Here is a 12460-nt window from a genome sequence, read left to right on the forward strand (position 1 = left end):
TTTTATTTTATCCGACTATCCAACAAAATGGTAATGCCCCCACGGAGAGCGCTGGAAGATTCGTTCTCCGTCGTTTAAAAAGCGTTGGCGATTTGCCATCACTTTGCCTTCCATTTGGATCAGCTGCATGACGCCCTTCATGTGGTAGCCTGGGCGCTGACTATACAAGCCCGTTACCTCCCGCAAGAAATTATCCGGATAGCGAAGCAATTGATGAACAGCCCAAATCTGCGTATCAGACAAATAGTTGACGTTACTATAGGCTTCCATCGCTTCTACAAAGGAATCCATGCGGTACTCCTGCATCAATAGCATCCGCGACATCAATTGTACAAGGTCAACAAGCTGAAGATCATGCCCTACGGTATCAAGGTCGATCAAATAGCAATTGCCTCGCTCCGTAAGCAAAAAGTTATGACTCGCCACGTCTCTGTGAGCGAGTGTCCCCCTCTCCATGGCTAAAAACATTTCTGGCGTCAAAGGCAGCTTGTAGGCAGATTGCAGCAGCTCCTTGCCATCCCGAAGGACATGATCTGCCTGTTGGGAAATGAGTTGCTCCAGTTTTGTCTGTGGTCCCTTCTGTTCAAGCGACCACATCAATCGCTCAAAGTATTCCAAGCGGCTCTCCCATTTATCTAAAAGAGCAGGTTTTCCTTCATACGCATAGGAATGAGCAATAGGAAAACCCTGTGCTGCAACATGAAAACGTGCCAATGTCTCTGCTGTTTTTTTCACATCGAAAAGAGAACCGTTATCTGCTTCATGCCCATCAATCATTTTCATGATGGTGTAATGGCGGTCTTCAAATGTAAAAATTTTTGCCCCTTCCTGACTCTCCACATACTGCACCGTATGATGAAAGCCCTTTTGGTATAGGGCATCTGCTAACTCTGTCACCCACACAGCTTTTTCGACCTGCTTATATCCTTTGAGTATCCAATGGCCCCGGTCTGTTTTTAACAGGTTGACGTTTCGCTTCGGCTTTACCCCGTAGATTTGACAGCGAAAAGCCTTTTCAATGGTGGATAAGATTCCTTTGTTCATCCCATACCCTCTCAGTAAGAAGAGGATTCTTCATGCCCATCTCCCCAGTTCGGCCAAACCCCTTGTTCAGGCATGGAAGCCATACACGGGGAAGGCGGGAACATCATGTTATTGTGAATCCCCTGTGGAGAACGATTGTACTTGCCTTTTCGGCCTCTGTACTCCATGACTTCAGAAGAACACTCACATGATGATGACTCCACTGGTTCCGGGCACACAGGCTTCTTCGCTCGTGGCCGCTTTAATGGCATGGGTGGAAATGGTGGTGGGCATGGATAAGGAAACGGCATCGGTCTGATCGGTGGTGGGACCATTGGAAATGGATGAATAGGTCGAATTTGTTCGGGACTTACAATCGGTCGGCGACTTGGATAAAATGGGCCATTCCACGGGTTCACGAACGGTGGGCAGGGCGGAAATGGCGGGCATGGTGGTGGGAATGGTGGCATGAACGGCGGTCGGAATGGCGGGAATGGGCGCACCTGTGGCATCGGCCTGCGCTCTTGCTCTGGACTTACCCTCGTTGTTGGTTTCTGCTTCTGTTGCGGGCTCACTTTTGAAGGTGGCTTGAGCTGCTGTTGTGGGCTCACCTTTGAAGTCGGCTTCTGCGGCCGCAACGGACTTACTCGTGGTGGGTAGGTAGGCTGCATCGGTTGTAATGGACTTACCCGCGGTGGGAAGTTTGGCTGCATCGGTTGCAATGGACTTACCCGTGGCGGTGGATAGTTTGGCTGCATCGGTTGCAATGGGCTTACCCGTGGCGGTGGATAGTTTGGCTGCATCGGTTGCAATGGGCTTACCCGTGGCGGTAGGTAATTTGGCTGCATCGGTTGCAATGGGCTTACCTGTGGCTGCGTGCAAGGCGGGCATACATTTGCTGGCGGTCGTATAGGCTGTAAGGGCAAGACCTGAGTCGGTGGTCTATATGGAATGTAGGGAACATTTTGATTCGGTGGAATCGCTGGTGGATAAATATACGGACTCACTCCGGTTGGAGGTGGAGTCGGTATGAGTGGACGTATAGGAACAGGCGGAACCGGAGTCAGCACATTTGGATTACCTGAAATGTTCGGTGGTTTATACGGTGTTGGCTTTTCAATCGGTTTTTCGATCGGTTTTTCACTTGGCTTCTCGATTGGTTTTTCGATCGGCTCCGTTGGTGGTGGAGGTGGTAATGTTGGTGGTTCCGTTGGCCTGACTATCTCTGGTGAAACAGAAGGGACTGGTGGTCTTGGCATTTCTTTGGGAGGTCTAGGCATCTCCTTGGGTGGCCTCGTAGGAATGGGAGCCGGTGGTAGAGTAGGTCTGATCTCCTCTCTGGATTCGATTTCCACTTCTCCTGATTCTTCCGGCTCAATGGGCCGCCTTTCAATTTGTTGCGGAACCTCCATCTCTTCCTCTTCCGTAATCGGTCTTTCTTTCACATAAGGGGCCGCCTCACTCATTGGATGCGGGGGCGTCGTTCTTTGTGGTGGTCGGACAGGAACTTGTTTCGCCGGAATCTTGATTCTCGCTCCAGGATAAATTGTATCGGGAGTTTTTAATTGACTATTAAGGCGTAACAGTTCTTTGTAATCGACGCCGTATCTTTTGGCGATCTTCCACATCGTATCGCCTTTTTGGACGATGTGTATTCTCAATGTTTTTCTCCTCCCTTGCACCAAACTCCCTAACATCGTATGCAGTCATGGGCGTTTTGCTCCTTGACGTCATTCCTTTGTTGGGAGGGAGTAGAAAAAGAAAAAACCAATCCCTCTAGGAATTGGTCTGATGCATATAAAACGGATACGTCCCGAGCTGACGAACTTGACAACCAATGGCTTCAATCTCAGCAAATGCTCCTGGCAACAAGACATCGTCCATCTTCTGCTCAATGTCGATGACAAAATAATAGCTTCCGAGTGCTTTCTTCGTCGGACGTGATTCGATGCGAGACAAGTTGACCTTTCTCCAAGCAAAAGCAGCAAGTACTTGATACAACGCTCCCGGGAAATCTTCTGGCAGCGTGACCAGTATCGTCGTCTTTTCCTTGCGGGAAACCGGTAGATCAAGACTTTCCCGACCGACGAGAACAAAGCGCGTATAGTTATTCGAATAATCTTGAATTTGTTCACGCGCAAACTCCAATGGATAGATCTCTACATTTAATCGAGTACCAACAGCAGCCCATGGCTCTTCTGGATGCTCACTCACCATTTTTGCAGCTAATGCCGTACTGTTTACTGTTTCGATCGCTGCTTCCGGCAAATTCTCACGCAAAAAGTTGTGGCTTTGTGCAATCGCTTGAGGATGTGACAGCACTCTCGTAATCGCGGACAAAGGAAGTGGGTGCTCTCGTTTTGCCACAAGCAAATTTTGCGTAATCGGCAAGGCGAGCTCTGCCAAAATAGGCAGCTCTACTTCGTGAATGAGCCAATCCAGTGTAGAATTGACCGTTCCTTCAATGGAGTTTTCCATCGGTACGACACCGTATGCCACTTCCTCTTTGGAAACACCGTCTAGTACTTCAATAATACCTGGGTACGGAACGAAAGATAGATTTTGTCCGAGCGACAGTATCCGTGCTGCTTCTTCGGTAAACGTTCCACGCGGTCCTAGAAAAGCAAGTTTCTTCTCCATGGCTACTCCTATCCACTATGGTCTATCTCTGATGGATTTCTACCTGTACGCCATTTTCGTCCGGTTGCAAGATCATCACGCGGTACGAGATGTCGTGCCCTTTCATTACTCTGTCCACAAATGCACGCAGCTTCTCTAATTCTTCATCTGAGGAGAAGAAACAGAGGATCGTCGGTCCAGCGCCGCTTAAAGCAGCTCCCAGTGCCCCGTGTTCAGTCGCTTTGTCCAGGATTTCGTTCAAGCCAGGTACAAGCTTTGCTCGATACGGCTGATGCAGCCGATCCGACATTGCCCGTCCCATCAGGTCGAGTCTGCCTTGTGCTAGTGCAGCAACTAGCAAACTACTATGACCCACATTATATACAACATCCTCTCTGCTGTACACCTGTGGCAAGACGTTCCGCGCTTTTTCTGTCGAAAGCATGAATTCCGGGATCACAACGAGGGTCTGCAATCCAGCCGGAGCAGAAAACCGCACATAAGGAACGAGGTCTCCTGGTACTTCAGGCATCGTCGCAACAATGATACCTCCAAACATCGACGCACCTGCATTATCCGGATGCCCTTCCAGGCGTGTTGCCTTTTCAAACAACTGCTCACGCGTAAATGGTTCGCCAGCGAGATGATTAGCCGCTACGAGTGCACCTACAATCGCAGCGGCACTACTTCCCAATCCTCTCGTCAGGGGAGCCTCACTGGAGGCACGGATCGCGAGCTCAGGAATGGCGAGACCTGCTTCTTGAAACAATCCCGCTGCAACCTTGTACAGAAGATTGTTTTTATCCGTCGGTGTTCCTTGTAGCTCCTTGCCCATCATCTCTACTGTCGTATGATCACTGATTTCCATTTCTACGACAGAATACAACTGGAAAGCCATTCCCAGCGCATCGAATCCCGGTCCCAGATTCGCTGTCGTTGCCGGTATGGTTACTTTTACACGTCGTCCATTCATGATACAAATTCTCTCCCACTTTGACGAACCAGCTCCATTACAGCTTCATGTGTCGCCGGAACAGAACGCGGCTCTTCACCTACCAGCTTCAAAGCGATATTGGGATCTTTTAGTCCGTTTCCAGTCAGTACGCACACGATCTGGCTTCCAGGTTGGAGCCTTCCAGCCTCATGCAGCTTGATAATCCCCGCCAGTGATGCTGCCGAGGCAGGCTCACAAAACACGCCTTCACTCTTCGCCAGCAAATGATAAGCATGTAAAATTTCTTCGTCTGTTACACTATCGACAAGACCGTTTGATTTCGAAATGGCATTCAAAGCGCCATCCTTGCTCGCTGGGTTGCCAATTCGAATCGCTGTCGCAATCGTTTCAGGGTTGGATACGGGTTCGCCGTGAACCAACGGAGCTGCTCCGGCTGCCTGAAATCCGTACATCTTAGGCAAGCGAGTCGATTTATTGGCTGCGAAATATTCCTCGAAGCCCTTCCAGTATGCCGTAATGTTACCTGCGTTACCAACTGGAATAGCCAAAATGTCAGGAGCGTCTGTCAACGCATCGCACACTTCAAATGCCGCAGTCTTTTGTCCTTCGATCCGGTAAGGGTTCACGGAATTCACCAGTGTAATTGGCTCTTTCGCTGTGATTTCCCGAACAATATCCAGTGCTTCATCAAAATTACCGTCAATCGCGATGACTTCTGCACCATAGGCGATGGCCTGTGCCAGCTTGCCCAGTGCGATATTGCCGCTCGGGATCAGGACGATGCAACGCAATCCTGAACGTGCCGCATACGCCGCTGCTGCTGCTGATGTATTCCCCGTCGAAGCGCACATGATTGTGTTGCTTCCCTCTTCAACCGCTTTGGCGACAGCCATGACCATGCCTCTATCCTTGAAAGATCCGGTCGGATTGAGCCCCTCGTACTTGACGTACAGCTCCACCCCCAATTGTTTGGATAGGTTCGGGGCATGGATCAGCGGAGTGTTTCCTTCATGCAGGCTGACCAGCGGAGTTTTTTCCGTAATCGGGAGAAATTCCCGGTAACGTTCTAAGATGCCAGACTGTCTATTAAAAGCCATTATTTGTCTCCCCCTTCTACACGGTAGCAGCTCTGCACAGTTGATACGATATCCATCTGTTCCATGTACGCCAGTACTGCATCCATGTCACTTTTTGAGGACATGTGTGTAATCATGATAATCTCTGCTTCACGTCCGTTGTTGAACGGTTGCTGGATCACCTGCTCAAGGGAAATATTTTTGTCAGCCAACAGCTGCGTAATTTGAGCAAGAACACCGCGTTTATCTGCAACGACTATACGCAGGAAGTATTTCGAGAATTTTTCACTGTCTTCTTTCAATACTTTTTCTTTGTATGGAGCAACCATTCCGCGTCCATTCACTCCTAGCTTTCTGTTTTTTACGACAGTAACCAGGTCAGACACAACGGCGGTAGCAGTCGGTAATTCACCTGCACCCGGCCCGTAAAACATGGTTTCTCCTACTGCTTCCCCATGTACGTACACGGCATTAAAGACACCATTAACAGAAGCGAGTGGATGAGATTTCGGAACCAGAGTCGGCTGCACACTTACCTCAATCGCCTCTTCGTCACGACGAGCCAGCCCGAGCAGCTTGATTTCATAGCCCAGCTGCTTGCCATAGGCGATATCTTCCTTGCTCACAGAACTGATCCCTTTTACGTCCACATCTTCGAGCTTCATCGGTACACGGAAGCCCAGCGTTGCCAGAATCGCCATTTTGCGGGCGGCATCAAAGCCTTCCACATCGGAGGTTGGGTCCTGCTCCGCATAGCCCAATGCTTGCGCTTCTTTCAATACCTCGCTGTATTCTGCGCCCTCTTGACTCATTTTGGTCATGATGTAATTGGTCGTCCCGTTGACGATCCCCATCATTTTCGCGATACGGTCTGAGGAGAACCCTTCTACCAATGCACGTAATATCGGTATCCCACCTGCCACGCTTGCCTCGTAGAAAACGTCACAGCCTTTTTCTTGCGCTTTCTCTAAAATTTCGGCTCCGTGCAACGCCATCAGATCTTTGTTGGCTGTTACAACGTGCTTGCCTCGTTCGAGTGCACCCAAAATGTATTCCTTTGCAGGGTGAATGCCACCAATTACTTCCACAATGACTTCAATTTCTGGGTCATCCAAAAGACTAGCAGGGTCAGTGGTGAGCGTGCCCTCCATGAATGAAATATTGCGGGATTTTTCCGCGTCCTGAACAAGAATACGGGAAATCTCAATGCTGAGACCGGTTTGCTTTTGCAAATCCTCCTGATGCGCTTGAATAATGCGTACGACACCAGTCCCGACTGTTCCAAACCCCATTAATCCCAATTTAATGCTCTGCTTCTCCATGTCTCTCTCCCCTGCCTTTTCTTTGATTGTTTTTTCTTAGCCCCTACCGACGATCATCGCTTTGCGAACGCCCGGGATCAGCTGCAAGCCATCCAAAAACTCCGTGCTAGATACGCGAAGATTAGCCATATCGACTGACATGGATATGGTAGCAATCCCTTGAAGTGGAATCGTTTGATTGATGGTCAATACGTTTCCACCTTGATCTGCTACATATGTGAGCACTTTGGACAAGTAACCTGACATGTGATCCAAAGAGAAAGTAAACGTCATAATTTTTTCGCTCATCATCGCATTGAACGGAAAAATGCCATCTTTGTACTTATAAAAAGCACTGCGACTCAATCCCACCCGTTCAACCGCTTCATTCACGGTATCCACTTCGCCGGATTCCAGCATCTTCTTGGCTTCAATCGTTTTGGCAATCGATTCTGGCAGGATGTCAGATCGAATCAAGTAGAATTTTTCTTCCTTCTTCATGCGTTGTGTCCTCCTGAGAAAAACAGTTGTTTCTTCATAGAGGACATTATAACGGAAAGCATGGAATGTGACAATCCTTATCCGCCACTTTTTTTCATCCGATCCTTTTTGGTTTACTTTGATTACATGAGGGGGAGCTTCTTCGCGCACAATAATGCGTATCGTATGGAGGAGGTGAAAGGCAAATGGCCGGACGTGGAAAGTCAGATAAATCGGAGCGCCGTAACAATCACCCAGCGGGTAAGCCAAGCAGTCTCGAACAGTTTGGCAATGACATGCGGGGCAAAAAGATGGCACAATCCCCAAACGTGATTGAAGATCCGAGCGGAAACGGATAAACAAGCACAAAAAAACCCGGGACATCATGATCCCGGGTTTTCCTGATTCGATTAGTATGCCAAAGACGACAGACCGTTGATATGAGTCAAGTAGCGAACGTTACTCGCTTCTTTCATCAAGGTTGCAGGCAGACCTTTCAGCTTCAATTGGCTTGCACCAATTGTACCGATTGCGTCTTTACGGCCCAGACTACCCAATGTTCCGGAGAATACCGGCTTGAAGGTATCCATTTTAGTGCCGTTGAAGTGTGCGAAGAGGTTGTAACCTACTACTTCGCCCATTTGCCATGCCAGTTGAGCAGTTGGAGGGAATGGACGACCTTCTGGCCCCATTACGACCGCACTGTCACCTGCAAGGAATACATCAGGGTGAGAAGTGGATTGCAGGAATTCTGTAACAGTTGCACGCCCGCGGTTTACTTCCACGCCGCACTCAGCTACTACGCGATTTCCTTGTACGCCACCTGTCCATACCATTGTTTTGGTTTCAATGGTACCGCCATCCTTCAGACAAACTGTGGTTTCTTTCATTTCCGTTACAGGTACGCCTGTCAGGAACTGAACGCCGCGTTTTTCCAAGCTTGTTTTCGCACGCTCAACCAGGTCAGGAGCAAAACCAGCCAAAATGGATGGACCTGCTTCTACGCAGTAGATGGAAACGTCTGCAAAGTCTACGCCGTGCTTATGGCACAGATTTGGCAACATATCAGCGAATTCCCCAACCAGCTCGATACCTGTCAGACCGCCACCGCCTACAACGAAGGTAGCATCTGCTTTATTTTTGCTCGTCTTGTATTCAATCACGCGCTCTTCGAGGTGTGCACGCAGACGATTTGCTTCTTCTACAGACTTCAGTGTAAAGCTGTGCTCTTGCAGACCTGGGATTCCAAAGAATGCGGTTTCACTTCCCAACGCAATGACCAAAGCATCGTATTTGATGGACTCGCCGCTCGCCAATGTTACGCGTTGGGACTCGAGACCAATGTTTTCTACCGTGTCTACTACAAGGTTAATCTCCTTGCCACGCAGCAATCTTTCCAGAGGGAGCGCCACGTTTTGTTCAGACAGGTTTCCTACTGCCAAGCGGTGCAGTTCCGTAATGATTTGGTGAGTAGGAAAACGGTTTACTACCGTGATCGACGCTTCTTCAGCCGTCATGTATTTACGTGCAGTCAATGCGCTGAGCAAACCGCCATAACCGCCGCCTAGAATCAGAATATGCTTCGCCATGCCCAATCCTCCGTCCTTGTCTTCCATTCCATAATAAAAAAACTATCGTTTTTGTTGTTGACGTTCTGCAGTTACTTCCAGGAATGCTTGTGCGAAACGCAATGTTTTTTGTACTTGCGGATCCTTGAGCATTTTGAGAATACCGAACAAACCGATCGTAGACTCTTCTACATGAACACGGTCATTGGCTTCAATGGCTGCTTGCGCAATACCTTTTGCTTTATCAGAGATCGGTTTTACGAACTCTTCCATTCCGCCTTTGATGTCGTCGATCAATACATGATCATTTGCTACCGTTTGTACCAAATCATAGGTTTTGGTCAAAAGAGTTGTCAGTTCCGCCAATTTAGGCAGGTTCGCCACCAATATGTTCAGTGACTCTTGAATTTCGGGTTTCATCAACTGATCGAGTACATCTTGTTGCTGCGCTGGTGCCAGAGTAGCAGTGCTTGCTACTTCAGCAGCAGCTTGAGCTTGTTGCGTAGTTGTTTGAGACATAAAAAAACGTCCTCCTTTGCTTTGGAATAGAGGCCTTCCATTCTCGATGCCTGTTCATACGAGTAACGGCCGCTATTCTCCCTGAAAATCCGGTAAAAAATTGCATGTAACATTTTTCACAAAGTAAAGCAAACAACGGATTCTTATAATAAAAAGTGAATGATTTCACAAATATTTATTCAGGAAAGCGCACACAACAAATCATGAAGTGAACAGGCTCGATTGAGAACTCTATGTACTCTACTATATACCTTCTTCACGGGAACAGCAAAGGAAAAAAACCGCTTCCTTAGGAAGAAGCGGTAGTTGAGAGCTTTTTATAGTAATCTTTGATGAGTTCATGGTGCTTTTCATTGATATCCGTAAAGATTAATTCAATGATTGTTTGGTTGTCTTGGAACGTTTTTTCCACGATTTTCGCCATCATGACGATCTCCTGCGCTTGCTTCGGTATCTTGAAAGACAAATGGAGAAAATCGCCCTTTGACACATAACCGTCCGTTCCCAAAACAAGACGGGTAGGAGAGAATTTCAGCAACACTGCCTCGCCTTTTTCTTCGATCGGTCTAGCTCCCATCACCTTGTAAGGGACAGAAATACCGAGATCTGGGGAAATCGGATCCTGCTTGCGCTTTTGGGTAATTTCTACCCCTACACTAATCGGAATCATCCCTAAAAGCTTGATCGGCCAAATCGTTTGCTCCGAAACTACTTCCAAATCAATGGTGTTCACTGCCGCATCTGTTTCCCAACGAATGCGTACAGTTGTTCCGAGCAGCTCTGCTTTCGTTTCAGGCTTCATCTCATAGGAAACTACGAGATAATTGCCCTTTGCATGTTCAACCAAAACTTGGACAGGTGTCTGCACCTGCTTGGAGATGATTAGCGGTAGCGATGCACCGCGTTGGAGTCGTTTATCCCCCATAAATGGGTTCAGTGATGGGATATCAATCATGGTTTTTGTCACTCCACAAAGTCAAACTCTAATTTGCCGATCCGAACGGTATCCCCGTCTTTTGCTCCCAGCTTGCGCAGAGCATCATCTACACCCATGCTACGCATTTGTCTCGCAAAACGCTGGGCTGCATCATAGCTGTTCAGATTCGTCATGCGTACGAGCTTCTCGATCTTCTCACCGCTGACGACAAATACTTCGTTATCACGCGTAATCTCGAATGCATCTGGTTCTTTTTCTGCTCGGAACACTACGCGCTCTTCCACTTCCGCAACTTCTTCGACAGCAGGCTTGTCCGGAATCGTCGCCAAGGTATCCCCGATCGCATACATCAATTCTTGTACGCCTTTACTGGTTGCAGCGGAGATCTCGTACACCTTGACATCTGGAGCCTTTTCCTTGAATATACGCAGGTTTTCCTCTGCTTCTGGCAGTTCCATTTTGTTCGCGACTACAATTTGCGGACGATCTTCGAGCTTCAGGTTATACAGCGTCAGCTCTCGGTTGATCTGCAAATAGTCCTCGTATGGGTCGCGTCCATCTACTGCTGCCATGTCAATCACATGGACGATCAAGCGTGTACGCTCTACGTGACGCAGGAATTGGTGACCAAGACCCACACCTTCATGCGCGCCTTCAATCAATCCTGGCAAGTCGGCCATTACAAAGCTCCGCTCCCCTAAGTCCACAACACCCAGATTCGGTGTCAGCGTCGTAAAGTGGTACGCAGCAATTTTTGGCTTCGCCGCTGTTACACTGGACAGCAACGTGGATTTCCCTACACTCGGATAACCAACCAAGCCCACATCTGCAATCAGCTTGAGCTCCATGACAATGTAACGCTCTTGCCCTGGCTCTCCATTCTCCGAGATGTGTGGGGCTGGATTCGAAGAGTTGGCAAAACGATTATTGCCTCGTCCACCACGTCCGCCTTTTGCGATCACAGCACGTTGACCTTGCTCCACAAGATCGGCAATCACTTCTTTGGTATCATCATCAATGACAGTTGTTCCCGGTGGCACGCGCACGACCATGTCTTCCGCGCCTGCTCCGTGCTGAGATTTGTTGCGGCCATGCTCTCCGCGTGGTGCTTTGAAATGTCGTTGATAACGGAAATCTACCAGTGTACGCAGACCTTCATCCACGACAAATACGACATCTCCACCTTGACCGCCATCTCCACCCGCTGGACCACCCAGCGGTACGTACTTCTCCCGGCGAAAGGAGACGGCTCCGTTACCACCGTCCCCGCCTTTTACATATACTTTTACCTGATCGACAAACATGGTGTCACCTCTTTCATTCCGCGAATGGAACCACCAATTTCAGGACCCATTCCTCTTCCGTATGTATCCACTCGGTGACTTCCACCGTACTCTGTTCGCTTTTACGTATCAGCTTTTCCAATTCTTCCATTCCGGATGCACGAAGTACACCGGCCAGGTCAAAACGAAAATGAACGCCACATTCATCCATCTGCAAGCTTACTTGCATGCTGGCCGCTTCGTACCCGCTTTGGTCTACATGATCGTTCACTGTGCATAATATCTCTGACACCAACTGAAACAAGTCTTGCTCGTTCAAGACTACTCGCGTGAGATCCACATGATTGCACACGTCTACTTCTAAAAGCAATTCATTGTTCAGTGCGTTAAATGTCAAGAAGAAGACGGACAACAAGGAGCTATTCAATCGGGCAACCATCGATTCCTGCATTGCCATCTGTGCAATGCGCTTCAAATGGGCCTCTCCTTGTTCAGTACGGTTCAAATGCAAATAGCCGAGCAGAACCTGAACATGGTTCAACCAGTCATGCCGCTGCCTGTTCAGAACGGTCAGCAGTTGGTCTGTCTGATGCGTAAACAGCCTCCGCTCGTCCCCCATCACATTCACCCAAGTCGATAAGAATATCTTTCCCATCTATTGTACCACAAAAAAGAGCCGGACAAAAAGAAAACCCAGCT

At 48.6% G+C, this 12460-nt stretch carries 14 protein-coding genes and 1 pseudogene; 2 read left to right on the top strand and 13 right to left on the bottom strand.

Annotated elements, in window-relative coordinates; all coding sequences use genetic code 11:
- Window positions 1–15: 15 nt before the first annotated feature.
- Both HP570_RS06640 and HP570_RS29500 read right to left on the bottom strand, forming a co-directional pair.
- Window positions 16–1044, bottom strand: a complete 1029-nt coding sequence (locus HP570_RS06640) for a phosphotransferase (protein WP_012685576.1) — start codon at window positions 1042–1044, stop codon at window positions 16–18.
- 183 nt (window positions 1045–1227) lie between these two features.
- Window positions 1228–1905: a hypothetical protein gene (locus tag HP570_RS29500; protein WP_254495111.1), complete on the bottom strand. Its 678-nt coding sequence runs from the start codon at window positions 1903–1905 to the stop codon at window positions 1228–1230.
- 147 nt (window positions 1906–2052) lie between these two features.
- On the opposite strand from HP570_RS29500, the gene HP570_RS29505 reads away from it, so the two are divergent.
- Window positions 2053–2472, top strand: a complete 420-nt coding sequence (locus tag HP570_RS29505) for a hypothetical protein (RefSeq protein ID WP_254495113.1) — start codon at window positions 2053–2055, stop codon at window positions 2470–2472.
- A 125-nt stretch (window positions 2473–2597) separates the two neighbouring features.
- Here HP570_RS29505 and HP570_RS29920 read toward each other — a convergent pair.
- The 6 genes and pseudogenes from HP570_RS29920 to HP570_RS06670 all read right to left on the bottom strand — a co-directional run.
- Window positions 2598–2720 (bottom strand): annotated as a pseudogene (locus tag HP570_RS29920) (LysM peptidoglycan-binding domain-containing protein); the annotation flags it as partial.
- Window positions 2721–2799: 79 nt separating this feature from the next.
- A complete protein-coding gene (pheA, locus tag HP570_RS06650) occupies window positions 2800–3663 on the bottom strand; it encodes a prephenate dehydratase (RefSeq protein ID WP_012685574.1) in 864 nt (287 codons plus the stop codon).
- Between the two features lie 22 nt (window positions 3664–3685).
- Window positions 3686–4615: a homoserine kinase gene (gene thrB / locus HP570_RS06655; protein WP_173625244.1), complete on the bottom strand. Its 930-nt coding sequence runs from the start codon at window positions 4613–4615 to the stop codon at window positions 3686–3688.
- On the bottom strand, window positions 4612–5694 hold the full coding sequence (gene thrC / locus HP570_RS06660) for a threonine synthase (protein ID WP_173625245.1): 1083 nt from the start codon (window positions 5692–5694) through the stop codon (window positions 4612–4614). Before thrC ends, thrB begins: the two co-directional genes overlap by 4 nt.
- On the bottom strand, window positions 5694–6995 hold the full coding sequence (locus tag HP570_RS06665; protein WP_087349661.1) for a homoserine dehydrogenase: 1302 nt from the start codon (window positions 6993–6995) through the stop codon (window positions 5694–5696). The genes thrC and HP570_RS06665 overlap by 1 nt, the downstream gene beginning before the upstream one ends.
- Window positions 6996–7031: 36 nt before the next feature.
- Complete coding sequence (locus tag HP570_RS06670; RefSeq protein WP_012685570.1) at window positions 7032–7475, bottom strand: ACT domain-containing protein; 444 nt, start codon at window positions 7473–7475, stop codon at window positions 7032–7034.
- A gap of 185 nt (window positions 7476–7660) precedes the next feature.
- Here HP570_RS06670 and HP570_RS06675 point away from each other — a divergent pair, with 185 nt between their 5' ends.
- Window positions 7661–7813: a hypothetical protein gene (locus HP570_RS06675; protein WP_007728640.1), complete on the top strand. Its 153-nt coding sequence runs from the start codon at window positions 7661–7663 to the stop codon at window positions 7811–7813.
- A gap of 51 nt (window positions 7814–7864) precedes the next feature.
- On the opposite strand, the gene HP570_RS06680 is transcribed toward HP570_RS06675, so the two are convergent.
- From HP570_RS06680 to HP570_RS06700, 5 genes are all read right to left on the bottom strand, one after another.
- Entirely contained in the window at window positions 7865–9043 is a 1179-nt protein-coding gene (locus HP570_RS06680) for an NAD(P)/FAD-dependent oxidoreductase (RefSeq protein WP_064200763.1), read from the bottom strand.
- Window positions 9044–9085: 42 nt separating this feature from the next.
- Window positions 9086–9541, bottom strand: a complete 456-nt coding sequence (locus HP570_RS06685) for a helical membrane plugin domain-containing protein (protein ID WP_012685568.1) — start codon at window positions 9539–9541, stop codon at window positions 9086–9088.
- 289 nt (window positions 9542–9830) lie between these two features.
- Entirely contained in the window at window positions 9831–10496 is a 666-nt protein-coding gene (locus HP570_RS06690; protein ID WP_012685567.1) for a PilZ domain-containing protein, read from the bottom strand.
- 8 nt (window positions 10497–10504) lie between these two features.
- Window positions 10505–11782: a GTPase ObgE gene (gene obgE, locus HP570_RS06695; RefSeq protein ID WP_012685566.1), complete on the bottom strand. Its 1278-nt coding sequence runs from the start codon at window positions 11780–11782 to the stop codon at window positions 10505–10507.
- Between the two features lie 13 nt (window positions 11783–11795).
- Complete coding sequence (locus HP570_RS06700; protein ID WP_234127594.1) at window positions 11796–12416, bottom strand: Spo0B C-terminal domain-containing protein; 621 nt, start codon at window positions 12414–12416, stop codon at window positions 11796–11798.
- Window positions 12417–12460 lie beyond the last annotated feature (44 nt).

This window comes from Brevibacillus sp. RS1.1 (assembly GCF_013284365.1).
In the GTDB taxonomy this organism is placed as follows: Bacteria; Bacillota; Bacilli; order Brevibacillales; family Brevibacillaceae; genus Brevibacillus; species Brevibacillus brevis_D.

Coding starts and splice junctions, on each gene's coding strand:
- HP570_RS06640 (WP_012685576.1), bottom strand. CDS start 1,044: ATGAACAAAGGAATCTTATCCACCATTGAAAAGGCTTTTCGCTGTCAA.
- HP570_RS29505 (WP_254495113.1), top strand. CDS start 2,053: ATGAGTGGACGTATAGGAACAGGCGGAACCGGAGTCAGCACATTTGGA.
- pheA (WP_012685574.1), bottom strand. CDS start 3,663: ATGGAGAAGAAACTTGCTTTTCTAGGACCGCGTGGAACGTTTACCGAA.
- thrB (WP_173625244.1), bottom strand. CDS start 4,615: ATGAATGGACGACGTGTAAAAGTAACCATACCGGCAACGACAGCGAAT.
- thrC (WP_173625245.1), bottom strand. CDS start 5,694: ATGGCTTTTAATAGACAGTCTGGCATCTTAGAACGTTACCGGGAATTT.
- HP570_RS06665 (WP_087349661.1), bottom strand. CDS start 6,995: ATGGAGAAGCAGAGCATTAAATTGGGATTAATGGGGTTTGGAACAGTC.
- HP570_RS06670 (WP_012685570.1), bottom strand. CDS start 7,475: ATGAAGAAGGAAGAAAAATTCTACTTGATTCGATCTGACATCCTGCCA.
- HP570_RS06675 (WP_007728640.1), top strand. CDS start 7,661: ATGGCCGGACGTGGAAAGTCAGATAAATCGGAGCGCCGTAACAATCAC.
- HP570_RS06680 (WP_064200763.1), bottom strand. CDS start 9,043: ATGGCGAAGCATATTCTGATTCTAGGCGGCGGTTATGGCGGTTTGCTC.
- HP570_RS06685 (WP_012685568.1), bottom strand. CDS start 9,541: ATGTCTCAAACAACTACGCAACAAGCTCAAGCTGCTGCTGAAGTAGCA.
- HP570_RS06690 (WP_012685567.1), bottom strand. CDS start 10,496: ATGATTGATATCCCATCACTGAACCCATTTATGGGGGATAAACGACTC.
- obgE (WP_012685566.1), bottom strand. CDS start 11,782: ATGTTTGTCGATCAGGTAAAAGTATATGTAAAAGGCGGGGACGGTGGT.
- HP570_RS06700 (WP_234127594.1), bottom strand. CDS start 12,416: ATGGGAAAGATATTCTTATCGACTTGGGTGAATGTGATGGGGGACGAG.